Source organism: Serratia sp. GW822-FHT06D09 (assembly GCF_058799515.1).
Map to the genome: position 1 here is coordinate 376,689 of NZ_JBXALO010000001.1, position 24,186 is coordinate 400,874.

General features: G+C 56.9%; 24 protein-coding genes. 15 read left to right on the forward strand and 9 right to left on the reverse strand.

Going from position 1 to position 24,186, the window contains the following annotated elements; genetic code table 11:
* The first annotated feature begins 28 nt into the window (after nt 1-28).
* From AC1RKG_RS01760 to AC1RKG_RS01775, 4 genes are all read left to right on the forward strand, one after another.
* A complete protein-coding gene (locus tag AC1RKG_RS01760) occupies nt 29-898 on the forward strand; it encodes a helix-turn-helix domain-containing protein (RefSeq protein WP_493181821.1) in 870 nt (289 codons plus the stop codon).
* Nucleotides 899-915: 17 nt separating this feature from the next.
* A complete protein-coding gene (locus tag AC1RKG_RS01765; protein ID WP_020826817.1) occupies nt 916-1,353 on the forward strand; it encodes a VOC family protein in 438 nt (145 codons plus the stop codon).
* Between the two features lie 319 nt (nt 1,354-1,672).
* On the forward strand, nt 1,673-2,122 hold the full coding sequence (locus AC1RKG_RS01770; RefSeq protein ID WP_230090238.1) for a MoaF-related domain-containing protein: 450 nt from the start codon (nt 1,673-1,675) through the stop codon (nt 2,120-2,122).
* Between the two features lie 10 nt (nt 2,123-2,132).
* Nucleotides 2,133-2,621 (forward strand): nuclear transport factor 2 family protein, encoded by a 489-nt coding sequence (locus tag AC1RKG_RS01775; protein ID WP_128864928.1) that lies wholly within the window; start codon nt 2,133-2,135, stop codon nt 2,619-2,621.
* Between the two features lie 31 nt (nt 2,622-2,652).
* Here AC1RKG_RS01775 and AC1RKG_RS01780 read toward each other — a convergent pair whose 3' ends face one another.
* Complete coding sequence (locus AC1RKG_RS01780) at nt 2,653-3,849, reverse strand: multidrug efflux MFS transporter (RefSeq protein WP_493181822.1); 1,197 nt, start codon at nt 3,847-3,849, stop codon at nt 2,653-2,655.
* A gap of 262 nt (nt 3,850-4,111) precedes the next feature.
* On the opposite strand from AC1RKG_RS01780, the gene AC1RKG_RS01785 reads away from it, so the two are divergent.
* The 8 genes from AC1RKG_RS01785 (at nt 4,112) to AC1RKG_RS01820 (ending at nt 12,145) form a co-directional block, all read left to right on the forward strand.
* Nucleotides 4,112-4,960 carry a GNAT family N-acetyltransferase gene (locus AC1RKG_RS01785; protein WP_493181823.1) on the forward strand — a complete coding sequence of 283 codons (849 nt, stop codon included), beginning with the start codon at nt 4,112-4,114 and terminating at the stop codon, nt 4,958-4,960.
* A 246-nt stretch (nt 4,961-5,206) separates the two neighbouring features.
* The gene (locus tag AC1RKG_RS01790) at nt 5,207-6,079 is read left to right on the forward strand and encodes a MurR/RpiR family transcriptional regulator (protein ID WP_020826822.1); all 873 of its coding nucleotides are present in this window, start codon (nt 5,207-5,209) and stop codon (nt 6,077-6,079) included.
* Between the two features lie 17 nt (nt 6,080-6,096).
* Nucleotides 6,097-6,660, forward strand: coding sequence for a D-alanyl-D-alanine dipeptidase (gene ddpX / locus AC1RKG_RS01795; RefSeq protein WP_046373595.1), 564 nt, complete (start codon nt 6,097-6,099; stop codon nt 6,658-6,660).
* A 35-nt stretch (nt 6,661-6,695) separates the two neighbouring features.
* Nucleotides 6,696-8,246, forward strand: a complete 1,551-nt coding sequence (locus AC1RKG_RS01800; protein ID WP_493181825.1) for an ABC transporter substrate-binding protein — start codon at nt 6,696-6,698, stop codon at nt 8,244-8,246.
* A 48-nt stretch (nt 8,247-8,294) separates the two neighbouring features.
* Nucleotides 8,295-9,311 carry an ABC transporter permease gene (locus AC1RKG_RS01805; protein WP_020826825.1) on the forward strand — a complete coding sequence of 339 codons (1,017 nt, stop codon included), beginning with the start codon at nt 8,295-8,297 and terminating at the stop codon, nt 9,309-9,311.
* A gap of 5 nt (nt 9,312-9,316) precedes the next feature.
* Nucleotides 9,317-10,204: a D,D-dipeptide ABC transporter permease gene (gene ddpC / locus AC1RKG_RS01810; protein ID WP_020826826.1), complete on the forward strand. Its 888-nt coding sequence runs from the start codon at nt 9,317-9,319 to the stop codon at nt 10,202-10,204.
* On the forward strand, nt 10,204-11,208 hold the full coding sequence (locus tag AC1RKG_RS01815) for an ABC transporter ATP-binding protein (protein ID WP_046373592.1): 1,005 nt from the start codon (nt 10,204-10,206) through the stop codon (nt 11,206-11,208). Before ddpC ends, AC1RKG_RS01815 begins: the two co-directional genes overlap by 1 nt.
* The gene (locus tag AC1RKG_RS01820) at nt 11,198-12,145 is read left to right on the forward strand and encodes an oligopeptide/dipeptide ABC transporter ATP-binding protein (protein ID WP_493181827.1); all 948 of its coding nucleotides are present in this window, start codon (nt 11,198-11,200) and stop codon (nt 12,143-12,145) included. Before AC1RKG_RS01815 ends, AC1RKG_RS01820 begins: the two co-directional genes overlap by 11 nt.
* 84 nt (nt 12,146-12,229) lie before the next feature.
* Here the strand turns inward: AC1RKG_RS01820 and AC1RKG_RS01825 are convergent, their stop codons facing one another.
* Complete coding sequence (locus tag AC1RKG_RS01825; protein WP_020826830.1) at nt 12,230-12,511, reverse strand: YjcB family protein; 282 nt, start codon at nt 12,509-12,511, stop codon at nt 12,230-12,232.
* Between the two features lie 292 nt (nt 12,512-12,803).
* Between AC1RKG_RS01825 and mrdA the strand changes: the two genes are divergently transcribed.
* Complete coding sequence (mrdA, locus tag AC1RKG_RS01830; protein ID WP_259218765.1) at nt 12,804-14,729, forward strand: penicillin-binding protein 2; 1,926 nt, start codon at nt 12,804-12,806, stop codon at nt 14,727-14,729.
* Nucleotides 14,730-14,831: 102 nt separating this feature from the next.
* On the forward strand, nt 14,832-16,550 hold the full coding sequence (locus AC1RKG_RS01835) for a penicillin-binding transpeptidase domain-containing protein (protein ID WP_115058856.1): 1,719 nt from the start codon (nt 14,832-14,834) through the stop codon (nt 16,548-16,550).
* Nucleotides 16,551-16,833: 283 nt separating this feature from the next.
* On the opposite strand, the gene osmB is transcribed toward AC1RKG_RS01835, so the two are convergent.
* Nucleotides 16,834-17,046, reverse strand: a complete 213-nt coding sequence (gene osmB / locus AC1RKG_RS01840; protein ID WP_020826833.1) for an osmotically-inducible lipoprotein OsmB — start codon at nt 17,044-17,046, stop codon at nt 16,834-16,836.
* A gap of 502 nt (nt 17,047-17,548) precedes the next feature.
* Between osmB and AC1RKG_RS01845 the strand changes: the two genes are divergently transcribed.
* On the forward strand, nt 17,549-17,683 hold the full coding sequence (locus AC1RKG_RS01845; RefSeq protein ID WP_020826834.1) for an AcrZ family multidrug efflux pump-associated protein: 135 nt from the start codon (nt 17,549-17,551) through the stop codon (nt 17,681-17,683).
* Between the two features lie 44 nt (nt 17,684-17,727).
* Here AC1RKG_RS01845 and AC1RKG_RS01850 read toward each other — a convergent pair whose 3' ends face one another.
* The 6 genes from AC1RKG_RS01850 to AC1RKG_RS01875 form a co-directional block, all read right to left on the reverse strand.
* Nucleotides 17,728-18,489 carry an amino acid ABC transporter ATP-binding protein gene (locus AC1RKG_RS01850; protein ID WP_020826835.1) on the reverse strand — a complete coding sequence of 254 codons (762 nt, stop codon included), beginning with the start codon at nt 18,487-18,489 and terminating at the stop codon, nt 17,728-17,730.
* Nucleotides 18,486-19,403, reverse strand: coding sequence for an amino acid ABC transporter permease (locus AC1RKG_RS01855; RefSeq protein ID WP_020826836.1), 918 nt, complete (start codon nt 19,401-19,403; stop codon nt 18,486-18,488). Before AC1RKG_RS01855 ends, AC1RKG_RS01850 begins: the two co-directional genes overlap by 4 nt.
* Nucleotides 19,400-20,314, reverse strand: a complete 915-nt coding sequence (locus AC1RKG_RS01860) for an ABC transporter substrate-binding protein (RefSeq protein ID WP_048758998.1) — start codon at nt 20,312-20,314, stop codon at nt 19,400-19,402. Before AC1RKG_RS01860 ends, AC1RKG_RS01855 begins: the two co-directional genes overlap by 4 nt.
* A gap of 16 nt (nt 20,315-20,330) precedes the next feature.
* Nucleotides 20,331-21,668, reverse strand: coding sequence for an LLM class flavin-dependent oxidoreductase (locus AC1RKG_RS01865; protein ID WP_115058854.1), 1,338 nt, complete (start codon nt 21,666-21,668; stop codon nt 20,331-20,333).
* Between the two features lie 17 nt (nt 21,669-21,685).
* The gene (locus AC1RKG_RS01870; RefSeq protein ID WP_130015717.1) at nt 21,686-23,005 is read right to left on the reverse strand and encodes an MmgE/PrpD family protein; all 1,320 of its coding nucleotides are present in this window, start codon (nt 23,003-23,005) and stop codon (nt 21,686-21,688) included.
* 225 nt (nt 23,006-23,230) lie between these two features.
* Nucleotides 23,231-24,118, reverse strand: a complete 888-nt coding sequence (locus AC1RKG_RS01875; protein ID WP_493181830.1) for a LysR family transcriptional regulator — start codon at nt 24,116-24,118, stop codon at nt 23,231-23,233.
* Nucleotides 24,119-24,186: the final 68 nt, after the last annotated feature.

Consider the following 24,186-nt stretch of genomic DNA (forward strand, 5'->3'; position numbering starts at 1 on the left):
GGAAAGATTGAGCAAAGCGGGGTCGGTAATGTCCAGATTCAAGGCGTTTGAAACGCTGCGGGAACATAAAGCGCAGTTGCACGACAGTGTGCGATTAAGCTGCGGCGTGGAGCTGGCCGCCTGGTCCAACTGTGACGATCGCATTACCCAGGAAAGCGCGGAGCACCATACTCTGAGCCTGTACGTCGCCGACGGTTACGAGTGCTATCAAAAAGTGCCTGGAGGGTGGAGAAACGGCGGCGGACCTGACCGTTTCTGCATTATGCCGCGCCAGTATGAATCCACCTGGGACGTGCGCAGCGATCTGTCTTTCGTCCACCTTTACTGTACCGATAAGCACCTGCGTCAGGTGGCGGAACAAATCTGGGATCGCAGCCCGGCGTCGATAAATCTGGTGCCCAATGCGTTTGCCGAAGACCCGCAAATCACCTTGCTGTATCGCCAGTTTCTACTCAGTTGCAACTGGCAGGAACGGGCCAATCAGCTGTCCCTCAGCAGTGCCACAACGCTGCTGATGACCTGTCTGGTTCAGCGCTACAGTGAACTGCAATGGACGCTGCCGCAGGTCCGTGGCGGTCTGGCCCCGGCCGTTGCCAAACGGGTGAAAGAGTATATCGAGCAGCATCTGGATCTGCCGCTGGTATTGGCCGATTTGGCCGCGCAGGCGGGGCTGAGCGAGTTCCACTTCGCCCGTATGTTCAAACATGACACCGGTCTGGCGCCGCATCAGTTTGTCATGCGCGCACGGCTACAGCAGGCAGAGCAGTTGCTTTGCCACAGTCAGTTGCCGCTGACGCAGATAGCGCTGGAGTGCGGTTTCAGCTCCGCCAGTCATTTCAGCAATCGCTTCAAAGTGGCCTATGGATGTTCCCCAACGCAGCGGCGTCAGGGGCGTTAACCTCAACAGGAGAGAACATGGAACAGCAGTTCGCAGGACTGGGCGTGTTGTTTGTCGCCGGATTTGGGCCTATTACCCAACAAACAGAGCACAGCAAGGCATTTTACGTCGATGCCCTGGGGCTGCCGTTGAAGCCGATGGAAGGCAATGCCGATTATCTGCTGAGCGAGCACGGCGCGCTGGAAGGCGTGAAGCACTTTGCTCTCTGGCCGCTGGCGCAGGCCGCGCAGTCGTGTTTTGGCAGCGATCAATGGCCGACGGACCTGCCGGTGCCGCAAGCCTGGATGGAATTTGACGTCGCTGATATGGCGCTGGCAACTCAGGGGTTGATTGACCGTGGCTACCGTCTGCTGGTTGCCAATCGCGAAGAGCCTTGGGGCCAGAGTGTCACACGGTTGCTCAGCCCTGAAGGGCTATTGATTGGCGTTACCTTTACCCCTTGGTTGCGTGATTGATTTTCACTGGTCTAATTCCCTCGCCGCTGGTGGGGGATATATCGTTTTTTAGAAAAATTGATTATTAGCTTATTCAAAACCCCAACTGATAAACCTATTGTTCTCGAGCTCTTCATGTGATTGGTGATAGTTATTCCTGTTAGTTAGATAAAAACATCATCCATAGATCGTTATTTCCTTTCTTTAGAAGCCTAAATAAAATTAGGGTGCTCATAATTACACGCCAAGGAAAATTAAATAGAGATAATTCTTATATTCCACGCCCATCGCTAAAATAATAATGATTCTCGTTTTCAACCAAGGAAAGGAAGAGGGAACTATGGGTAAATTAGCAAGGGTAGGGATGACAACATTAATATCCCTGGGGATGACGATGATATTACCTATGGCAATGGCGGAGAATATCAATATGCCAAATAAGGATGTTACGGCCCAGCAAACGCAGCCGTCGTTTATCGCGGCCGGAAAAGTTGTGCAGGTTACTTTCGGCGATTTTGCCTTCAAACTGGATTTCACCGACGACAAAACCATGACTTTTACGGGGGTTGGCGCGGCCTCTCAGGGCGTTACCGACACCGTTCAGTATACGGCGGTTGAGATACGTCCCAAGGTCTACATGGTTTACTGGAGCGAACCCAAGTCCGGCGATAATGTCACTCATGTCGAGGATTTTCAGCGGGGTGAGGTCTACACCAATATCGCCAGTAAGGATGGGACTTTCACCCATCTGAAAGGGCAATTGAAAATCATAGGTCACTCAGGAAAATAAAGGAGCTACAATGAAAAAGGTATTTATCCCTTTGGTTATCGTCGGCAGTATGCTGGCCAATTACCCTGCATTGGCGGTTAAAAACAGCGAGCCTCATAAAGTCGCTGGAAATAAAAACATTCAGGATCAAAAGAAATTAAAGGTAGTGGAAGATCTGTACGCCGGTTTCTTTAATAAGCATGATATCAGCGTGGCGCAGCGGCTGATTGTGGAAAACTACAAGCAACATAATCCGTTTGTGGGCGATGGCATTAAACCGTTCCTGGATTTCTTCAGCCAGAATTTTAAAGATAATCCACAGTTCAGCGCGAAAATATACCGCAGTGCAGTGAGCGGCGACCTGGTGTATGTCCACGTATTGTATAAAAACAATCCACAAGACCGCGGTACCGCCAGCGTGGATATTTATCGGGTGAACAATCAGGGCAAAATCACCGAACACTGGGACGTCAATCAGGAAGTGCCGGCGAAATCGGCCAACGACAACACCATGTTCTAACGCAACAGGGCCGCTCCGGCGGCCCTGTTACTCATCTGCGCCCATTCTCGACCTGTTTGAACTGCCTGCGTACCTGTAAGCAATTGAGCAGCACCAACACCGCCGTGACGGCAAACACCCAGCGGAATCCCAGCAGCGCCGAAACCCCAGAACCAATCAACGGACCGACCACGTTGCCAAGATACATAAACGACTGGTTGTAGCCGAAGATACGGCCGGTGACCTGATCGGAAGAGTACTTCAACAACAGCGTCTGTACCGCAGGCATCAGGGCACCGTCGGCAAAGCCCAGCAGAAAACGCAGGATCCCCAACTGGAGCGGTGTTTCCACCCAGGCCATGATGGCGAACAGCAGGGTGGTTAGCCCCAGCGCCGCCAGCAGAATGCGTGCGGTGCCAATACGATCGCCCAGCCGGCCGAGGCGTGGTGCGGAAATCAACGCCGCCACCCCAGGCACGGCGGCAATCATGCCGCTAATAAAGGCGATATTACCGCTATCACCTGACAACTCTTTTATAAACAGCGTCAGTATCGGGCTGATGGAGGAGTTGGCAAGTTGGATCATCAGGGTGCTGATAAACAGCGTTACAATCAGCGCAGGATAGGGCAGCGACTGGAAAACGGCCTTGCCGCTCAATCGGTCGGCTTTTTTTACCACGACACGCCGCTCTTTTATCAGGAACAAGGTAATCAAAAAGCTGACGAACATCAGCCCAGCGGTAACGAAAAACACCACGCGCAACCCCAAGTGGTCCGCCATCAGCCCGCCGAGCAGCGGGCCGGCGATCACTCCGGAAATTTGACCGGTGGACAAGGTGCCCAGCGCCCAACCGCTTTTATCGCGCGGCACCTGCGAGGCAACCAGCGCCATTGCATTGGGGATATAGCCGGAGGTCAGGCCCATCAACGCACGCAGCGCAAACAGCTGATAAACGTTAGTGACCATGCCCTGCAGTGCAATGACAATAGCCATGCCCAGCGAGGCGCGCAACAGCATCAGCTTGCGGCCTTTGCGGTCCGCCAGGCTGCCCCACAGCGGTGACACCAGTGCAGACACCAAAAAAGTGCCGCTGAACACCAGGCCCGACCAAATGCTGAGCGACTGGTGACCGCTGACGCCGAGCTGTTCGACGTACAGCGGCAGAAAAGGGAGGATTTGGCTCATTGCCAGCCCGGTGAAGAAACAGCCGAGCCAGACCGAAATCAGATTGAGTTTCCACGCTTCCATCAGCTTGTCGTACCACTTTGAATTAGGAGGGAATTATTGAGCAAGATAATAATAACACCGGTTACCAGGGCATGCCGGATGAAATAAGTGAACAAAAGTAAAACCTGCCGGTTGGCGAATGGCTGTAACGGCGGTATCCCGCGCTACGGTGTCGTAATGCTGCTGTTAAATGCTCACCGGTAACGCAAGATTGCCGGTTGCCATCGGCGATGCCGTCATGGTGCTATAGCAAGGAATCAGCATTGTTCAGGAGACGCGGAAAATGACGTTTACGCTGCGAGAGATGGGGGCGGCCGATGTAGCGCCCGCGCATGTGCTGTCGCAAAAAATACAGTGGCCGCATCGGCTGGAAGATTGGCAGCAAGCGTGGTCATTGGGTGGCGGGGTGATCGCTGAAGTCGAGGGAGACGTGGTTGGCTGCGCCCTGCGCTGGCTATGGGGCGACCAACGGGCCACGCTAGGGTTGGTGATTGTTGCAGAGCAATGTCGTGGGCAAGGTATCGCCAGAGCCATGTTGCAGCAGATGATAGCGCCTTTGCCCGCCTATCAGCTTCATCTGGTAGCGACCGCTCAAGGCAAACCGCTGTACCAAAAATTGGGGTTTATCGATCAGGGATTACTGGCGCAGCACCAATGCCGGGAGATGCCGGCAGGCCATACCGCACCTTTGCCCAAGGGGGCAAGTTTACGGCCGGCCTTGCCGCAGGATCTTGCCACCCTGGTTGAGCTGGATTTGGCCGCCAGCGGCCTCAGCCGCCAACCCCTGTTGGCCGCAATGTTGGCAAGCGCCGAACAGGCTTTGGTGCTGGAGCAGCAGGGGATTGCCGTCGGATTTGCCTTCCGCCGTCGTTTTGGTCACGGCAACATGATTGGCCCGGTGGTCGCGCCTGGTCTAACGGGGGCCATTGCCATGGTTGACGCCTTATGCCTGCCTTGTCAGGGCGAGTTTGTGCGGGTGGATACTCCCCTGGCCAGCGGCCTCAGCCCTTGGCTGGCCGAGCGCGGTTTACCCTGCGTCGATACGCCGACCATTATGGTGCGTGGCGTGCCCCATAGACCGGATTGCGACGTTGCACTGACATTTTCACTGGTTTCGCAAGCCTGGTCATAAAATTGAAATTAAGGGTTCAGGGTGGTGCATCGCCCGATGCATTGCCCAAATGTTGTGCAATAGTTATCAACTGATGACTATGTTGTAACCGCAGGTTTTTGTCGTTCCTGCGCCGCCGTACGCCGTCGCGCGTGAAATTTCCCCTGCAATCCGCAATTGGCACAGGCCATGCATTGTCATCATCTCGCTTTGTTATCTGAGTAACAAAGTGGGGTTTGGTGACAACTCAACAACAGCGGGCGAACTATGGCAGAGCATCCAGATGTGATGGCACAAATAGAAGCGTCATTTGCGGTGCAAACCCCCACCGGGAAACGCATTGCCGGATATCTGCTGGCCAATTTGCCGCAGGTGCCATTTGAGACCGCCGACAGCATTGCTCGTAGCACCGCCACCAGCGGTATTTCGGTCGGGCGCTACCTGCGCAGCCTGGGTTACCGCAACCTTGAGGACTTAAAGCGCACCTTGCGCGAGCAGGGTACGGCTTTGCATCAACCCTGGGGCGTGACCGATCGCCTGGGGGCTTACCGCCGTCGGCGCGAACAGCCGCAACCCCAAAAATTACGTCAGTCATTAACGCTGGAGCTGGAAGCGATCGAACACGTTTACCAATTGGCCGGCGGCGAAGCCTTTGCGCAGGTCAGCCGTCAGTTGGCGCAGGCGGAAGCGGTGTTTGTCGTGGGCATACAGTCGACGCGCGGCATTGCCAATGCCTTTTACAGCCATCTGGAATATCTGCGGCCCAAGGTCTATTACGCGGACGGGTTATCCGGCACCTATGTGGAGTCGCTAAATTCGGAATTCAGTGCGCCATACCTGGTGCTGACGGACACGCGCGCGTATTCGACCATCGCACAAAAATACTGCCAGGCGGCCTGTGCGCGTGGGCTGCGGCTGGCGCTGATTACCGATATTTACTGCCCCTGGGCTCGGGATTACCCGATCGACCTGCTGCAGGTAAAAACCGACACCGGTCAGTTTTGGGATTCGCTGGCCCCGCTCAGTTGCCTGTTCAACCTGCTGCTGTCTTCGGTGCTGGAACAGGGCGGTACAGCGGTCGAGCAACGGCTGGCAAGCAACCGAATGCTGCAAAAAGAGCTGGGGCAATTTGAATCTTAACCGTATGGGAAAACGCAATGAGTGACAATGTAACATTAACCGATCTGGCCGAGGCCTTCCCTGGTCTGCCGATTGAGTTGAAATATGCCGGCGCCGACAACCTGACGGGCCGGGCGATTTATCGCGAGAGCCGCTGCCTGCTGCATCCTGATGCGGTGCAGGGGCTGACGCGTTGCCTGCTGGCGGCACGGCTGGCCGGTTTTTCCCTGCTGGTATTTGACGCTTATCGACCGCAGCAGGCGCAGGCGTTGCTGTGGCAAGCCTGTCCGGATCCGCAGTATGTCACCAGCACCTTGACCGGATCGCATCATAGCCGGGGTGTCGCGATCGACGTGACGCTGTTGGACGCCGAGGGTATCGCTCTGGATATGGGCACCGGCTTTGATGAAATGAGCGAAAAATCACACCCGTTTTATCCCGATTTCCCTCCGGAGGTGCAGCGCAACCGGCTGCTGCTGAATGCGGTGATGGCCGCCGGAGGTTTTCGCGGGATCGCCAGCGAATGGTGGCACTTCGAGCTGCCCAACGCCGGGGATTATCCGCTGCTGGCCGATCGCTTCGGCTGTTTTTCTTACGACTAAAACAACACACATTCAACGCATCAGGAGCTTTGTTTATGAATCAGATCAAATACGCCGCTCTGGCGGCTGCAGTGACGTTGGGCATGACGGTAACCGGGCCGGTACAGGCGGCGGTGCCCAAAGACATGCTGGTGATTGGCAAAGCGGCCGATCCGCAAACGCTGGATCCGGCGGTGACTATCGATAACAACGACTGGACGGTGACTTACCCGGCCTATCAGCGACTGGTGCAGTACAAGACCGAAAGCGGAAAAGGTTCGACCCAGGTGGAGGGTGAGCTGGCCGACAGCTGGACCAGTTCAGACGACCAACTGGTCTGGACCTTTAAGCTAAAACCCGGCAACAAGTTTGATGACGGTTCGGACGTGAACGCCGAGGCGGTCAAATGGTCGTTCGAGCGTCTGATGAAGATTGGTCAGGGGCCGTCAGAGGCCTTCCCGAAAGACCTGCAGGTCACGGTGGTGGATCCGCTGACGGTGCGTTTCACTCTGAAAACGCCGTTTGCGCCGTTCCTGTACACCCTGGCCAATGACGGTGCCGGCATCGTTAACCCGGCGATTGCCAAGGCGAATCCGGCAGACGAGGGCAAGGCCTGGCTGGCGAACCATAGCGCCGGTTCTGGGGCGTACAAACTGGATCGCTGGCAGAAGGGCCAGCAGTTGGTGCTGGTGCCTAACCCGCATTACAGCGGTGCCAAACCGGCGTTTAAACGCGTCACGGTGAAAATCATCGGCGAAAGCGCCACCCGCCGTCTGCAACTGACCCGAGGCGACCTGGATATTGCCGAATCGCTGCCGATTGACCAGCTCACGGCGCTGAAAAGTGAAAACAAGGTTGCGGTCAACGAGTACCCGTCGCTACGGGTGACCTATTTGTACCTTAACAACGGCAAAGCGCCGCTTAACCAGGTGGATCTGCGTCGCGCCATCTCTTACGCCGTGGATTATCAGGGCATGGTGAAGGGCATTCTCGGGGGCAACGGCAAACAGATGCGCGGCCCGATCCCGGAGGGCATGTGGGGTTATGACGCCAATGCCCAGCAGTACAGTCAGGATGCGGACAAGGCCAAGGCAGCACTGGCGGCGGTGAAAGACAAACCCGCTTCGCTGAACTTCCTGTATTCGATCAGTGACCCTAACTGGGAGGCGATTGCGCTGTCGGTGCAGGCCAGCCTGGCGACGGTCGGCCTCAACGTCAAACTGGAGAAGCTGGCCAACGCCACCATGCGGGATCGCATCGGTCAGGGCAATTACGATATCGCCATCGGCAACTGGAGCCCGGATTTCGCCGACCCCTATATGTTCATGAACTACTGGTTTGAATCCGACAAGAAAGGGCTGCCGGGCAACCGGTCATTCTACAGCGATCCGCAGGTGGATGCCCTGTTGAAGAAAGCGGTATCGGTGTCCGATCAGCAGGTTCGCACCGCGGATTACCAGGCGGCGCAGAAAATCGTCATCGACCAGGCGGCCTACGTCTATCTGTTCCAAAAAAACTATCAGGTGGCGATGAACAAAGAGGTGAAGGGCTTTGTGTATAACCCGATGCTGGAGCAGGTGTTCAACGTTGGGCAGATGAGCAAGTAATTTTTTTCGGGCAGCCGTTTGGCTGCCCCTGCACCATGGGAAACCGCTATGAACGTTTGGAGCCTTATCCGTCAGCGCTGCTGGGGGTTGGTGCTGGTGATGTTCGGGGTGTGCGTGATCACCTTTACCATCTCGCACCTGATCCCCGGCGATCCGGCGCGCTTGCTGGCCGGTGACCGCGCCAGCGAGGAAATCGTCCAGCATATTCGCCAACAGCTGGGGCTGGACCAGCCGCTGTATGTGCAATTTGGCCGCTATGTGCTGGATTTGCTGCATGGCGATTTGGGGACTTCCATTCGCACCGGACGGCCGGTGCTGGACGATCTGCGCGCCTTCTTTCCCGCCACGCTGGAGCTGGCTTTTTGCGCTTTACTGTTGGCGATCGCGTTTGGCGTCCCGCTTGGGGTGGTGTCGGCAGTGTATCGTAATAAATGGCCCGATCATCTGGTGCGGCTGTTGTCGGTGACCGGCATCTCCACCCCGGCGTTCTGGCTGGGGTTGGGGGTGATTATCCTGTTCTACGGGCAACTGAATCTATTGCCCGGCGGCGGCAGACTGGACGACTGGCTGGATCCTCCCACCCATATCACCGGGTTTTACCTGCTGGACTCCTTGCTGACCGGCAACGGCGAGGCGTTCTGGAACAGCCTGCAACACCTGATCCTGCCGGCGCTGACGTTAGCCTTTGTTCATCTTGGGGTAGTGGCGCGCCAAATCCGCTCGGCGATGCTGGAACAATTGGGGGAAGACTATATCCGGACGGCCCGTGCCAACGGCCTTTCGCACTGGCGAGTGGTGCTTGGGCATGCGTTGCCCAACGCGTTGATCCCCTCGGTGACGGTGTTGGGGCTGGCTTTGGGGGACTTACTCTATGGCGCGGTGCTGACCGAAACGGTCTTCGCCTGGCCGGGCATGGGCGCTTACGTGGTGGATTCCATTCAGGCGCTGGACTTTCCGGCGGTGATGGGGTTTGCCGTGGTGGTCTCTTTTGCCTACGTGATGGTTAATTTGATCGTCGATCTGCTCTACCTGTGGATCGACCCAAGAATGGGGCGCGAGGGATAATGACAATGACTCAAATCGAACAACCACCGATCGCGGAACCCGTATTGCGCTATCTCAGCCTGCGCCGCGCCTGGTACCGGGTCCGGCGGAGTCCGCTGACGCTGCTGGGTGCTGCCATCATGATAGCCGTGCTGTTCCTGATGCTGTTCTCGCCGTGGCTGGTGCCGCATAACCCGGACGCCATTGACCTAACCGCGCGCTTACTGCCGCCTTCGCCCGAGCACTGGTTCGGTACCGACGAAGTGGGCAGAGACCTGTTCAGCCGAGTCCTGGTTGGCAGCCGTCAATCGGTGGCCGCCGGGCTGGCGGTGGTGGTATTGGCGGGGAGCATTGGCTCGCTGCTCGGCTGTTTCTCCGGCGTGATGGGCGGTACGGTTGATGCGTTAATTATGCGCTGCATGGATATCATGCTGTCGGTGCCGTCGCTGGTGCTGACCATGGCGCTGGCGGCGGCGTTGGGCCCCAGTTTGTTCAACGCCATGTTGGCGATTGCCGTGGTGCGCATTCCTTTCTACGTGCGGCTGGCGCGCGGCCAAACGTTAACGCTGCGTCATCAGGCGTATATGCAAGCGGCGCGCACCTTTGGCGCTTCGCGCTGGCATCTGATTGGTTGGCACGTGCTGCGCAATGTGATGCCGCCGTTGGTGGTGCAGGCGTCGCTGGATATCGGTACCGCGATTCTGATGGCGGCTACGCTGGGCTTCATCGGCCTGGGTGCCCAGCAACCGACCGCCGAATGGGGCGCTATGGTGGCCAATGGCCGCAACTATGTGCTCGACCAATGGTGGTATTCGGCCTTTCCCGGCACGGCGATCCTGATCACCGCCACCGGTTTCAACCTGTTCGGCGACGGTCTGCGCGACCTGCTGGATCCTAAAACCCGGGGGCGCTGATGAGTGAAACCACCGTTTTATCAATCGATGAATTGCAGCTGGAGTTTCCGATTTACGGCGGCAGCGTCAAGGCGCTCAATCGCGTTTCGTTGCAGGTCAAGGCGGGTGAAATCGTTGGCGTGGTGGGCGAGTCCGGCTCCGGCAAGTCGGTCACTGCGATGATGACGTTACGGCTGCTGGCGGAAGAGGGTTACCGCGTGACCGGCGGTTCGTTGGAGATGCTGGGCACCGACGTGCTTAACGCCAGCGAGCGGCAAATGCGCCAGTTGCGTGGTGCGCGGGTGTCGATGATTTTTCAGGAGCCCATGAGCGCGCTCAATCCAACGCGCAAGATCGGCCGCCAGATGTGCGAGGTGATCCGCCTGCACCAGCGACTTTCCGCCTCGGCGGCTCGCGACAAGGCGATTCAGCTGTTACAGGAAATGCAGATTGCCGATGCACAGCGGGTGATGGAGCGTTATCCGTTTGAGCTGTCCGGCGGTATGCGCCAACGGGTGCTGATTGCCATGGCATTTTCCTGCGAACCGGAACTGATCATCGCCGACGAACCCACCACTGCGCTGGACGTCACGGTCCAGCGTCAGGTGTTGCGTTTGCTACAGCAGAAGGCGCGAGCCAGCGGCACGGCGGTGCTATTTATCACTCACGATATGGCTGTGGTGTCGCAACTTTGCGACCGGGTGTATGTGATGTACGCAGGACACGTGATTGAGAGTGGCGCAACCGCCAATGTGATTGAGCATCCCAGTCATCCGTACTCCATTGGGTTATTGCTGGCGGCGCCGGAGCGTGCCGAACCGCGCAGCCTGCTGCAGGCTATCCCTGGTACGGTGCCCAACCTGAGTGCGTTACCGCCAGGCTGCGCTTTTAGCAACCGTTGCCGCCATGCTGACGCTCAGTGTCGGCATACGCCGAGGCTTACGCCATTGGTGGCAGAGCCGAGCCAAAGGGTAGCCTGTTGGCATCCGCAGTCTGTCGATTTGGAGGTGCAGAATGAACGTTGAGGCACTGCTGGAACTGCGCGACGTGCGATTGCGTTTCCCCGCCAGCTATAACTGGCGCGGCAAGCCGCGAGAGTATGTTCATGCGCTCAATGGGTTGGATCTGAACATTATGCGCGGCGAAACCTTGGGCATCGTTGGCGAGTCCGGCTGCGGCAAAAGCACCCTGGCGCAGTTGCTGATGGGGTTGTTGAAGCCCAGCAGCGGCGAGCTGCTGCGGGCGCGCAATGCCGGCTCCTGGTTTGGCAGCGGCATGCAAATGGTGTTTCAGGATCCGCAGTCATCGCTCGATCCGCGCCTGCCGGTATGGCGAATTATCACCGAGCCGGTGTACGTGCAGCAACACAACAGCGTGGCGGAACGACGGGCGCAGGCGGCGGAGTTGGCTCAGCAGGTGGGACTGCGGCCGGAGGCGATTGACCGGTTGCCGCACGAGTTCTCCGGCGGACAGCGACAGCGTATTTCCATTGCACGCGCACTGTCGTCGCAGCCGGACATCATCGTGCTGGACGAACCTACTTCGGCGCTGGATATTTCGGTGCAGGCGCAGATCCTCAATTTACTGGTGGAACTGCAACGCCAGCGCAACCTGACTTATGTGCTGATCTCGCATAACGTCTCGGTGATCCAGCACATGAGCGATCGGGTAGCGGTGATGTATCTGGGGCAGATTGTCGAATTGGGGCCGACCGCACAGGTGTTGCGCCAGCCGCAGCACCCTTACACCCGGTTGCTGCTGGATTCGGTGCCCCGTACCGGCCGTTCACTGAGCGACAGCACAATTGAAGACCGCAAAGGGGAATTACCGGGCAACCGTCAGTTGCCGCAGGGCTGCTTTTTTCGCGAACGTTGCCCTTACGCCGGCGAGGGGTGCCAGCGACCGCAAAGTTTGAGCGTCAACTTGGGCGGCACGGCGGTGCGTTGCCATAAGGTGGCGTAGCCAATAGTGCCTGAACTGGGCAGGAGAAAATAACGAATTAACACGGCAGGCAAAGCGGACAGCGCTTCGCCTGCTGATGTTGAGTCAGGGCAGTGGCCAATCGGTAGGGGTGTTACTGACGACCTCGACATACATGTCCCAGGCGTGGGACCAGAATTGCGTAAAGCCTTCCTGACTGAAGCTAATCCCCATCAGGCCCATCACGAACCAGCAGGTGGTGAACAACCCGAGGCTGCTGAACATAAATGCCATGCCGTTGCGGCTGGTCTTACGGCAAACGACGTTTAGCTGGCTGGCCATAAACATCATAACGGCGCTAAGTAACTCCCAGCGCATCATAATAAAACCTGTGGCAATGGCACTCATCGAACGGGATCCTTGGTGATAAAGCTGCTCCCGGCGAGCGGCCGGAAGGTCAGGGCAATGGGTGAAATAGTGTGATCTGCGTCACATTGTAGCACTGGGGGAAATCGCTGCTCAATCCCTGAGCGGGAGAAAAATCGGCATTTGGTAACATTCCAACATGCTGAAACATTTATGCCATTTCATTAGCAACCTTTTAATGGGGAGCGCAAACCAATAACGCTATGCTTGCCGACTTTTCACTGCCCTGATTTATCTTGGGAAAATGTGACGTCTGACAGGTAACTCGCCACGTATGGCCCTATTAAAAGATAAAATTCGCGACCATTCCGCCGAAGAAATGTTGTTTATACGCCGCGCCGGCGTGGCTATGGTGTTGGTTGTCGCCTGTTTTGGCGTGTTGATCCTCAACCTGTACCGCCTGCAGGTAAAACAGCATGCGTTCTACCAGACGCGATCCAATCAAAACGACATCAAGATGGTGCCGATTGCCCCCAGTCGCGGGCTGATTTTCGACCGCAACGGCATTCCGCTGGTGCGTAACATTACGCTGTATCAGATCCAGATTATCCCCAGCAAAATCGACAATATGACCGCGCTGCTGCAGGCGCTGACGCCGATTGTCGATCTGACCTCCGAAGACATCGCCGCTTTTCGCGATGACATGCACCACAATGGCCGCTATAAGCCGGTCACCTTGAAAAGCGGACTGACGGAAACCGAGGTGGCGCGCTTCGCGGTCAATCAATACCGTTTTGACGGGGTGACGATTGACACCTATCAGCAGCGGGAATATCCCTACGGTGCCGAACTGGCCCACGTGGTGGGTTACGTGTCTAAAATCAACGATGGCGATTTGAAGCGGCTGGACAAGGCGGGCCTCAGCGAGAACTATGCCGCCGACCACAATATCGGCAAGCAGGGCATCGAGGCTTATTATGAGTCAGAGTTGCATGGCACCACCGGTTATCAGGAAGTCGAAGTGGATAACCACGGTCGCGTGATACGCCTGCTGAAAGAACAACCGCCACAGGCGGGCAAAAACATTTACCTGACGCTCGATCTGCCGCTGCAGCAATATATCGAATCGGTGCTTAAAGGGCAGCGGGCGGCAGTGGTGGTGGAAGACCCGCGCGACGGTGGCATTTTGGCCATGGTCTCCAGCCCCAGTTACGATCCCAACCCTTTTGTGAAGGGCATCAGCTATCCCGCGTATAAAGCTCTGCTGAGCAACCCCGATCTGCCGCTGATTAACCGCGTCACGCAAGGGCTCTACCCACCGGCATCCACGGTGAAGCCTTACATGGCCACGTCCGCGCTGTTTGCCGGAGTGATCACCCCCAACACCACCTTCTTTGGCGCGCCGACCTGGACCTTACCGGGCACCCAGCGCCGTTATCGTGACTGGCTTAAAACCGGGCATGGCATGCTGAACGTGACCAAGGCGATAGAAGAATCGGCCGATACCTTCTTTTATCAGGTGGCGTTTGAAATGGGCATTGACCGTATTCACAGCTGGCTAAGCCAGTTTGGTTATGGTCAGGCGACCGGGATTGACCTTAACGAAGAGTATCGCGGCGTGCTGCCAAGCCGCGAATGGAAACAGCGGGTGCATAAAAAAGCCTGGTATCAGGGGGACACCATCTCGGTAGGCATCGGCCAGGGATATTGGGTGGCTACGCCGATCCAGATGGTGAAGGCGTTAACGACGCTGATCAACAACGGCAAGGTGAAAACGCCCCATTTGTTGTATTCCATGCGGCAGGGCAACCTGGTGAGTCGCTACCAGCCACCGGTAGAGAGTGCACAGATTGGTGATGCCAAATCGCCGTACTGGGGCATCGTTCGCAATGGCATGTACGGCATGGCCAATCTGCCAAACGGCACCGGTTATAAGCTGTTCCATACTGCGCCGTATCAGATTGCCGCCAAGTCCGGGACTTCACAGGTGTTTGGTCTGAAAGAGAATCAGACTTATAACGCCAAAATGATCCCGGTACGGCTGCGTGACCATATTTTCTATACGTTGTTCGCGCCTTATAAAAATCCGCGGGTGGCGATGGCATTAATTCTGGAAAACGGCGGTGGTGACGGTGTGGTCGCGGGGCCGACGGCCCGGGCGATCCTCGACCATATTTTTGACCCGGCCAACGCCCCGCAGCCTGAGGATAACCAGAAAGTTAAACCGGAGTTAAACGACAGCGCGGATGTGCAACAGTAAACGCGTTTGTTTTTACTTTCTTACAAACTGCAATCTTCTAACTATTTCTGTCAGGGTAGACTGAAATAATCACATAACTTTAATAAAAACGCAGGGTTAACAGTGGCGCCATTAACAAAAAAAAGCGGTAAAAATTATTCGACCCTTCGCTTTGGTTGGATTTGCGGCGGGATCCTGGTTTGCTTTTTCCTGCTGGCCTTTCGGGTCGGCTATTTGCAGTTGCTGGAGCATCAGCAGTTGGCGGATCAGGCGGATCAGCGTTCGATTCGCACCCAGGTGCTGCCCACCAACCGGGGGATGATCACCGACCGTAACGGCGAGGCCTTGGCCGTCAGCGTGTCATCGAAAGATATTGTGTTGGATCCCAAGCATATTCTCGACACCCATACCGATATCGGCAATGAACGCTGGCAGAGCCTGGCCAACGTGCTGAAAATGCCGCTACCCGAGGTGCAAAAGCTGATCCAGGCTAATGCTCACAAGCGTTTTGTCTATCTGGCGCGCAAAGTCGAAGATGATAATGCCGATTACATCAGCAAGCTGCGTTTGACCGGCGTCAGTACCCTGCAGGACTTCAGCCGTTTCTACCCGATGAGCCAGGATGCCGCCGGGCTCATCGGCATTGTCGGGCAGGACAATCAGGGTCTTGAAGGTATCGAGCTGGGCTTTAACCATCTGCTGCAAGGCAAGAACGGCCTGCGGGTTTACCAGAAGGACGGCAGCGGGGCGGTGATTGGCGTGATCAAGAACGTCGATCCCGTGCCGCCGCCGAATGTCACGCTGAGTATTGATAAATTCATCCAGTACGTGCTGTACGCGCAAATTCGCGACGGCGTGGTGGCAAACCAGGCCGATTCCGGCTGTGCGGTGCTGGTAAAAGTGAATACCGGTGAAGTGCTGGGGATGGCCAGCTACCCGTCATTCAACCCGAACAACTACGCCAATACCCCGGCCAAAGATATCCGCAACGTGTGCAGCAGCGACAGTTTCGAACCGGGTTCTACCGTGAAGCCGGTGGTGGTGATGGTCGGGCTGGAACACCGGTTGATTAAGCCGGATACCGTACTGGACACCACGCCTTACCGGGTCAATGGTCATTTGATCAAGGACGTAGGCCACTGGTCGAAATTGACCATTACCGGCGTGCTGCAAAAATCCAGCGACATTGCCGTTTCACATATTGCGCTGGCGCTGCCCGCCACCGTACTGCCTGCGGTTTACAAGAGCTTTGGCTTGGGCAGACCGACCGACCTGGGCATCGGCAACGAAAGCAGCGGTTATTTGCCGCAGCACCGCGAACGCTGGGCTGATATCGAACGCGCAACCTTCTCGTTTGGTTATGGTTTGCGTGTGACCCCGTTGCAGATGGCGCGTGAATACGCGGCTATCGGTTCCTATGGCGTTTATCGGCCATTGTCGATCACCCGAGTGACGCCACCGGTGATGGGGCAGCGCATTCTGCCTGAAGATACGGTAAAAACCGTGGTGCATATGATGGAAAGCGATGCCTTACCGGGGGGCAGCGGGGTCAGCGCTGCGGTGCCGGGTTACCGTTTGGCGATTAAAACCGGTACCGCAGAGAAAATGGGCACCAACGGCAAATACGACGGTGGTTACATTAACTACACCGCCGGCGTGGCGCCCGCCAGCGATCCGCAGGTGGCGCTGGTGGTGATGGTCAACAACCCGAAAGCCGGCAAGCACTTCGGTGGTTCGGTGGCTGGCCCGGTGTTCGGCAAGATCATGGCGCAGGTATTGGAACATATGAATATCTTGCCTGATGCCCAGCCGTTGAACGTCGTTTCGCAGGTTAAAGGCTAACCTGATGTTCCCCCTCTGCGGAGGGGGAACCAGTCACTTTTTCAACGTCGCAAGGTGGGCCTGTGCCCATTCGACATCACGAGTGAAGTTAAGATAAATCTGGCGGTTTTATTAAAAAGGGGAATAATTTTTAAGCGTCGATACTTTGTATGGGCGGGAATATTTATAGATAAGACAATCTGATTAATTCTATAAAATAAAAAGAATCTGACGCACCAATGCGTGGCGAATAAAATAAATTCGGCCGGGTATTTTCAATTGAAAACAACCCGGCCTAAAAATATTAACGGCTGGTTTGGTGGCCGATGATACCGCCCAGCGCTGCGCCGCCCAAGGTACCCAGCGTACTGCCGTCGGTCAATACTGCGCCACCCAGGGCGCCAACGCCGGCACCGATAGCGGTGTTGCGATCGCGGTGAGACATATTCCCACATGCGGTGACAGAAAGTGTTGCCATGATGATAACCATCACGCCTGCGGCACGTTTAAGGTTCATAAGAGTTTCCTGATAAATTGCCTAATTAACAGACAAAGAAAGCACTGATTAATCGGCCGGTAGAAGTTGAGATGAATGTATTCTGCCGAAAGAAAATAGAACAGGTAAATATTCTTAATTTTGTGCCATCGGATTTTATTTAATCGCCATTTTACTTTGGGGTGATGATTAAATCGCCAACCTGTTATCTCTTGGGGCAGGTTGGATAATCCTTAAAACGCGTTAAAAATCCTAAGGCCCAGGGTTATGGGCTATGACGCGTTCCGGCCTGCATTGGCGTACGGATACCGCTGGGTGTTGGCGCCACTGCTTCTGGTGCGGGTTGTCCCTGACAGAGAGCATTTTTTTGCATTGCGGTAATGCAACTGTGTAAGTTACATTAGCGATATTGAGTTGTGATCTGCATCACAGATTGAAATCAAGCAAAAATAACCTTAAGAAATTCCAGGGAAATTTTCCTTTCTGGGCAGGCTTTTTGCTGCTTAAAAACCAGGAGACAACGATGTTAGAAATACTAGAGAGTTTGGCCACCGTGGTGATCATGGTGCCGGTAATGATTGCCTTGTTGCTTGGCTCGATTTATGGCTTGGGTGAGCTGTTTAATCTGTTTTCTGCCGTTGGCGGGAAAAAGAGCTGACGCTGAAATAATGTTCGAGGGGCGCAATGCCCCCCGATGCAGGTTTAAAGTACCGTTGCCAGGAAATCACGCGTTCTTTGATGTACCGGTTCATCCAGCACCTGTTTTGCCGTCCCCGTTTCTACCACTTTCCCTTGATCCATAAAGATGATTTGGTCCGCCACTTCGCGGGCAAAACCGATTTCATGCGTCACCACCACCATGGTCATGCCAGAGTGCGCCAGGCCTTTCATCACCTGCAGCACTTCGCCAACCAATTCGGGATCGAGCGCAGAAGTGGGCTCATCGAACAGTAGCACCTCTGGGGTCATCGCCAGGGCGCGGGCGATCGCCACTCGCTGTTGCTGTCCACCAGAAAGCTCGCGTGGCCAGGCGTGAATGCGATGTTCCAGCCCGACGCGGGCCAGCAGCGCTTTTGCCCGTTCCACCACCAGACTTTTCTTTTCCTTTTTGACCAGCAGCGGGGCTTCAGTGACGTTCTCCAGCACTGTGCGGTGCGGGAATAAATTGAACTGTTGGAACACCATACCGATGCTTTTACGCTGTTCGGCCACTTCGCGTTCCTTCAGTTCATACAGCTGGTTGCCTTTTTGACGGTAACCGATGAGTTGCTCGCCCACCCGAATGGTTCCACCGTCGAGTTTTTCCAGGTGATTGATGCAGCGCAGCAAGGTCGACTTCCCCGAACCGGAAGGGCCGAGGATCACCGTTACCGAGCCTGCCGGGATCTGCAGGCTGATATTTTTCAACACTTCGGTGCCGGAAAATGACTTGCGCACCTGGTTGATCTGAATGGCGGCGCTCATGATTGTGCCTCCTGTGACGGACTGGATGCGGCTTTGCGGGGACGGAACAGCCAGTTGCTGCGCACCGCTTGGCTACCTCGACCAAAATAGCGCTCAACATAGTACTGGCCGATCGACAAAATCGAGGTCATCACCAGATACCACAACGTGGCGACCAACAGCAGCGGGATCACCTCATAGGTGCGCTGATAGATGATCTGCGCCGAATAGAGCACGTCCTGCAGGGCGATCACCGACACCACCGCGGTGGTTTTAAGCTGCCCGATCACCTCATTGCCGGCAGGGGGCAAAATGGTCCGCATGGCCTGCGGCAAAACTACGCGCCACAGGATTTGTCCACGGCGATACCCCAAGGCCTTGGCGGCCTCCAGCTGGCCACTGCCGACGCTTTGGATACCGGCGCGTACAATCTCCGCCGCATAAGCCGACTGATGCATCACCAGGGCGATCACCGCCGCGCTGAAGGTACTGATGATGGTGTTGGTCGGGGCGCTGGCCACTTCACCCAGGAAGGGGATCCACAGACTGATGCGCGGGTAAAGCGCGGCGATGTTGTACCACAGGAAAAGCTGCACCAGCATCGGCACCGCGCGGAAGAACCAGGTATAAAACCAGCTCACCGCCACCAGCACCGGGTTGGCCGACAGACGCATCAACGCCAGCAGCACGCCCCCGGCGAAGCCGAAGATCACCGAAATCACGGTGAGCTTCAGCGTCATGATCACGCCATTGATAATCGACGCTTCGGTAAAGTTTTCCGCCACCACCGCCCATTCGAAGCGCGGGTTATGCAGCATCGAATTGGCGATAATGCCGACGATCAGCAGCACCAACAGGGCGCTGAACCAGCGCCCATAATGCCGATGACCGACGATGCGCAGTTCGGCATCACCGGTCGCTTGTGGCCCATTCATTTTGCAATCTCTTCATTGATGCCGGCGGTTTTCACCGCGCCGAAGCCGATATCCCAACCGTCGAGGATTTTCTGGTAGCTGCCGTCGGCAATCAGCGAGTTAAGCGCCGCCTGCACCGGTTTCACCAGGTCGGAACCTTTCGGCAAGGCGATGGCGACCGTGGTGCCTTCAATGTTGATGTCGCCTGCCAGCGCCAGCGGTTTAACGTGGGTAGCCTGATAACGCAGGCCTTCATACGGACCAAAGAACATCGGCACGCGTCCGCTGATTACGGCCTGAACACCGGCCGGCCGATCGGGGAAAATCGGAATGGTGATCGCCGGTTTTCCGCCGCTGACGCAGCTGTCGCTGGCCTGCTGCAAGCGGGTGATTTGTGAAGTGCCAGCCCCGGCGCCGACGGTTTGTCCACAAAGCTGCGCCAGCTCGGTGTAAGGGCCGAGGGCGGCATCTTTACGGGCGATCAGCGCCAGCTTGGACGCGTTGTAATAGCCGACAAAATCGACCTGTTGGAAGCGCTTCTTGTTGGCGTCGATATTGGCCAGGGCAACGTCATAACGGCCGGATTTAAGGCCGGGGATGATATTGTCGAAGCCGCCGGTATCCTTCCAGTGGATTGCCACGCCGAGGCGATCGGCGATGGCGCTCATCACGTCGATTTCACGCCCGGCCAGCGTTTTGTTGTCGGCTTCATAGAAGGTGGTCGGGGGCGTATTGGGGTTGGTGCCCGCCACGATGTAACCGGCTTTTTTTATTGCTTCCGGCAGGCTGTCGTGCAGTGCGGGATCGGCGCTGGCTTTTACCGCGGCGCGGAAGGGCACATCGCCTTCAGCGGCATAACCGACGGCCAGCGGAGCCAAGGTAGCGCCAGCCAGCAGCAGGGAGAGTACGGTGCGTTTGAGGTTGGTTTTCATCATGTTCCCCTGCGAATTAAGCCGATTTTACGTTAGCGAAGTTGATTGCCGGTTGCGGCAGGCCCAGGTTTTCACGCAGGGTTGAATACTGATATTCCTCGCGGAACAGGCCGCGACGGCGTAGCTCCGGGATCACCAGTTCGACGAACAGTTCCAACTGATTCGGCAATACCGCAGGCATGATGTTAAAGCCATCGGCACCTTGCTGTTCCAGCCACTGCTGGAAGTCATCGGCGATCTCTTCGGCGGTTCCCACCACCACGCGATGCCCGCGCGAACCGGCAGCAACCGCCGCCAGTTCACGCAGCGTCAGGTTTTCGCGTGCCGCCAGATCGGTCAGCAGCTTCACCCGGCTTTGGCCGCCTTCGGTCGCGCCGACGTCCGGTACCGGGCCATCGAGCGGGAAGCCGCTAAGATCGAAGCCGAAGCGGGCGGAAAGCTGTTCGATGCCGTTATCGATATCCACCAGTTGATTGAGCTGATACCAGGTTTCCTGCGCCTCGGCTTTGGTGCGTCCCACGATCGGCATCACGCCCGGCAGGATCAGCAGGTGATCCGGGTTGCGGCCGGCATCGGCGACAAATTTCTTCTGGCTGCGATAGAAGGCCTGGCCTTCTTCCAGCGTGGCGGCGGCGGTAAACACCACCTCGGCGGTTTCTGCGGCCAGCTGTTGTCCGGCCGGCGAAGAACCGGCTTCGATGATCACCGGGCGCCCCTGTGGCGAACGGGCAATGTTCAGCGGGCCTTGCACCGAGAAGTGCTTGCCTTGGTGGTTGGCCGCGTGGATTTTCTCGTCAATGGCATACACGCCACTGTGCTTGTCACGTACGATAGCCCCTTCCTCCCAGCCGTCCCACAGCTTGTAGCTGGCTTCGAGAAACTCTCGTGCCACTTCATAACGCTCGGCGTGCGAAGGCAGATCGTCACGGCTGAAGTTACGTGCCGCGTCACTGGAGAATGACGTCACCACGTTCCAGGCGGCGCGGCCGTGGCTGATGTGATCGATAGAGGCCATGGCGCGCGCCAGGTGGAAAGGCTGGTCGAAGGTGGTGGAGGCGGTGGCCGCCAGGCCGATGTGTCGAGTTCTGACCGCCAGCGCCGCCAGCAGCGTCAGCGGCTCCAGGCGGGACAGGGTGGAAGGCAGACGGTGCACGCTGGTCGCCAGCGCATCGCCGACGAAGAACATATCAAAGGTGCCTTCTTCGGCCTTTTGGGCGATCCAGGTGAACCAGTCAATGTCCGTAGGCGAGCCGCTGGCCCCTTCGGCACGCCAGCCGCCGACGTGATGGCCCAGAGCCTGAACAAACAGGCCGAGACGTAATTGACGCGATGGTGTTGAAGGTGAAGTACTCATAATTATTCCTATATTTATTATTGGTTTAATAATTCGATTAAACGGCTCAGCGCGGCGGGCTGCGTTAGCGCGCAGTCCTCGATCACGCGGTCACCGTTCAAATGCGGCAGCAATAGCAGGATGCTGCGCAGTTTCGCACCGACGTCGGTCTGTCGGGCGGCGGTTTGCTTTCTTGTGACGATGTCACTTAATTGACGGCCGTCGTGCAGCGTTAGCGTGACGCGGTGGAAGCGTAACTCCGCATCCAGCTCGTCTGGCGGTGCCGTCAGGTCGGCATGGCGTTCAACCCGTGCCGCCAGGGCTGAAATATTTGGGTCAACGGGGGCCTCACCGTAGTGCATTAGCGGCACGCTGCCGCTGTACAACGCATCGGCGATGACGTATTCCAGGCTAAAACGCGCCTCAACGCCGTTTGACGGGCGGCGAATATAGGGAGCGGTATCGGCACCGGGTGGAAAACTGACCTGGATCTTGGCGATGGCAGCGGAAATATCCTCGACGGCAATGCCTTGTTCGAGCAGGCGTTCGCGCAGGATAAATGCGGCCTCCGCAGCGCTGTGGGTACCGCCGCAGGTGGGATAGCGTTTAAATTCCAGCCCCGGTTGCAGGATACGCCACGGCGCCCCCCAATCGGCCGTCAACAATTCGGGCCGCTGCCGTCCGTCGCCATGCGAGCTCAACAGGCTGTCTATCACGCCTTCCGGCTGCCCGGCAAAACCCAGCTGCGCCAGCAGCACGGCATTGACTGCCGCCCGAGCGGCGATCCCTGCGTGCAACGGCTTGGCGGCTGACCCGAACTGACTGCGCAGCCCAGCTGCCTGGGTGGCCGCCAGCCCAAGGGCGATCTGCGTTTGGTGCAGCGTGAGGTGTAAATAGCGTGCTGCCGCCGCAGTGGCGGCAACGGCGCCAAGGGTGGCAGTGCTGTGAAATCCCAACTGATAGTGCTGAGTACCGGCAGCCAGCCCCAGTCGCCCGGCTGCCTCTACGCCAATGACATAGGCGGCCAGTAGCGCGTCAACGTCGGGGTTATCGTCGGTCAATGCCAGCAGCGCAGAGAGCACCACCGTGCTGGGGTGCCCGCGCAGCGCGGGGTGATAATCGTCAAAATCCAGCGAATGGCTGATATAGCCGAAATAGAGCGCACGGTTCTCGGTACTGGCGGGCGGGAACACTTTTTTTACCGCTGCCAGGCCGCTGTCGGTGAGTACGCCCTGGGCGATCGGCAACGCGCAGGCAAAATAATCTATCAGCCCCAGGCGGGCGGCCGACAGGGCTGATGCTTCGGGCCGGCTATCCAGCACCAAATGGGCAAATTGAGCGGTTATGAGCGATGACAAGATATAAAACCTGATTTTTTATGCGGTTATGCGCCGGCCTGCGATTCAGATTTCATTGTGTGGCGATTTCATTGGCCCCGAAAGAACGAACGGAAATTTCATATTTCAAAATGGAATATGGTGGATGCCGATTCCGGCAATAAAGCTGGGCCAATACCGCATGGCATCTGGCTTAGTCATTTTAAGGCAAAGCAAAGTCGCCATTTGGCGTAAGAAAAAAGGGCGCTAAAGCGGGAACAGTTGTTCACACAGCAGATCGATAAACACCCGCAGTCGGGGCGTCAGGTGTTTGCTGGAGGGCCAGAGAATTTTAAAGCTGCCAGTGTGCCGGCAATGCGCACCGAGCAGTTGCTGAAGGCGTTGCTCAGCCAGCGACTGTTTTACCGCAAAGTCGGGCAGGCAGGCAATGCCCTGGCCCTGTTCTGCCAAATAGATCAGCGTATCGACGCTGTTGCACACTACGCTTGCATGCAGACCGTCGCCGAGCATTTTATCCCAGTCCATTACCGGCCAGGCTTCGACTTTGCCGGTGGTGGGGAATTTGTACAGCAAGCAGGCGTGCTGACGCAGATCGTCCGGGCATTGTGGTGTGCCGGCCTGACGCAAATAGGCGGGCGAAGCGACCAGTTGCAGATGAAAACTGCCCAGTTGGCGGCTCATTAATCTTGAGTCTTCCGTTTCCCCAACGCGGATCACCGCGTCGAATCCTTCCTCGATTACCTCAACACGACGGTCGGAAAAGTCCAGTTCCAGTTCAATTTCGGGATATCGACGAATAAAGGTCGCCAGCACCGGGTTGAGCAGTCCGCCGACCAGAGGCAAACTGACGCGAAGTTTGCCACGCGGGGCGCTGCGAGTGTCGCTGAGTTCCTGCTCCGCCGCCGCCATTTCTCCGAGGATCCGCTGGCAACGCTGCAAGAAAAGCCGACCTTCGGCCGTCAAAGTCATGCTGCGGGTACTGCGATGGAACAATCGCACGCCCAGACGGGCCTCCAATCGGGCAACGCTTTTACCGATTGCCGAAGCGGATACGCCCAACAGGCGTCCGGCCTCGACAAAACTGAGCGCTTCTGCCGCCTGAACGAAGGCGGAGACCCCGGCCAGATTATCCATCTCGTGCCCCTTATTGCGGACGTTAATGTCCGTTATGAAGGGAAATCTAGCCTGTTTTTCTTCTTTTC

What these genes read in the sequence shown, in the direction of transcription:
- AC1RKG_RS01760 (WP_493181821.1), top strand. Translation starts at nt 29, where the DNA reads ATGTCCAGATTCAAGGCGTTTGAAACGCTGCGGGAACATAAAGCGCAG.
- AC1RKG_RS01765 (WP_020826817.1), top strand. Translation starts at nt 916, where the DNA reads ATGGAACAGCAGTTCGCAGGACTGGGCGTGTTGTTTGTCGCCGGATTT.
- AC1RKG_RS01770 (WP_230090238.1), top strand. Translation starts at nt 1,673, where the DNA reads ATGGGTAAATTAGCAAGGGTAGGGATGACAACATTAATATCCCTGGGG.
- AC1RKG_RS01775 (WP_128864928.1), top strand. Translation starts at nt 2,133, where the DNA reads ATGAAAAAGGTATTTATCCCTTTGGTTATCGTCGGCAGTATGCTGGCC.
- AC1RKG_RS01780 (WP_493181822.1), bottom strand. Translation starts at nt 3,849, where the DNA reads ATGGAAGCGTGGAAACTCAATCTGATTTCGGTCTGGCTCGGCTGTTTC.
- AC1RKG_RS01785 (WP_493181823.1), top strand. Translation starts at nt 4,112, where the DNA reads ATGACGTTTACGCTGCGAGAGATGGGGGCGGCCGATGTAGCGCCCGCG.
- AC1RKG_RS01790 (WP_020826822.1), top strand. Translation starts at nt 5,207, where the DNA reads ATGGCAGAGCATCCAGATGTGATGGCACAAATAGAAGCGTCATTTGCG.
- ddpX (WP_046373595.1), top strand. Translation starts at nt 6,097, where the DNA reads ATGAGTGACAATGTAACATTAACCGATCTGGCCGAGGCCTTCCCTGGT.
- AC1RKG_RS01800 (WP_493181825.1), top strand. Translation starts at nt 6,696, where the DNA reads ATGAATCAGATCAAATACGCCGCTCTGGCGGCTGCAGTGACGTTGGGC.
- AC1RKG_RS01805 (WP_020826825.1), top strand. Translation starts at nt 8,295, where the DNA reads ATGAACGTTTGGAGCCTTATCCGTCAGCGCTGCTGGGGGTTGGTGCTG.
- ddpC (WP_020826826.1), top strand. Translation starts at nt 9,317, where the DNA reads ATGACTCAAATCGAACAACCACCGATCGCGGAACCCGTATTGCGCTAT.
- AC1RKG_RS01815 (WP_046373592.1), top strand. Translation starts at nt 10,204, where the DNA reads ATGAGTGAAACCACCGTTTTATCAATCGATGAATTGCAGCTGGAGTTT.
- AC1RKG_RS01820 (WP_493181827.1), top strand. Translation starts at nt 11,198, where the DNA reads ATGAACGTTGAGGCACTGCTGGAACTGCGCGACGTGCGATTGCGTTTC.
- AC1RKG_RS01825 (WP_020826830.1), bottom strand. Translation starts at nt 12,511, where the DNA reads ATGAGTGCCATTGCCACAGGTTTTATTATGATGCGCTGGGAGTTACTT.
- mrdA (WP_259218765.1), top strand. Translation starts at nt 12,804, where the DNA reads ATGGCCCTATTAAAAGATAAAATTCGCGACCATTCCGCCGAAGAAATG.
- osmB (WP_020826833.1), bottom strand. Translation starts at nt 17,046, where the DNA reads ATGAACCTTAAACGTGCCGCAGGCGTGATGGTTATCATCATGGCAACA.
- AC1RKG_RS01845 (WP_020826834.1), top strand. Translation starts at nt 17,549, where the DNA reads ATGTTAGAAATACTAGAGAGTTTGGCCACCGTGGTGATCATGGTGCCG.
- AC1RKG_RS01850 (WP_020826835.1), bottom strand. Translation starts at nt 18,489, where the DNA reads ATGAGCGCCGCCATTCAGATCAACCAGGTGCGCAAGTCATTTTCCGGC.
- AC1RKG_RS01855 (WP_020826836.1), bottom strand. Translation starts at nt 19,403, where the DNA reads ATGAATGGGCCACAAGCGACCGGTGATGCCGAACTGCGCATCGTCGGT.
- AC1RKG_RS01860 (WP_048758998.1), bottom strand. Translation starts at nt 20,314, where the DNA reads ATGAAAACCAACCTCAAACGCACCGTACTCTCCCTGCTGCTGGCTGGC.
- AC1RKG_RS01865 (WP_115058854.1), bottom strand. Translation starts at nt 21,668, where the DNA reads ATGAGTACTTCACCTTCAACACCATCGCGTCAATTACGTCTCGGCCTG.
- AC1RKG_RS01875 (WP_493181830.1), bottom strand. Translation starts at nt 24,118, where the DNA reads ATGGATAATCTGGCCGGGGTCTCCGCCTTCGTTCAGGCGGCAGAAGCG.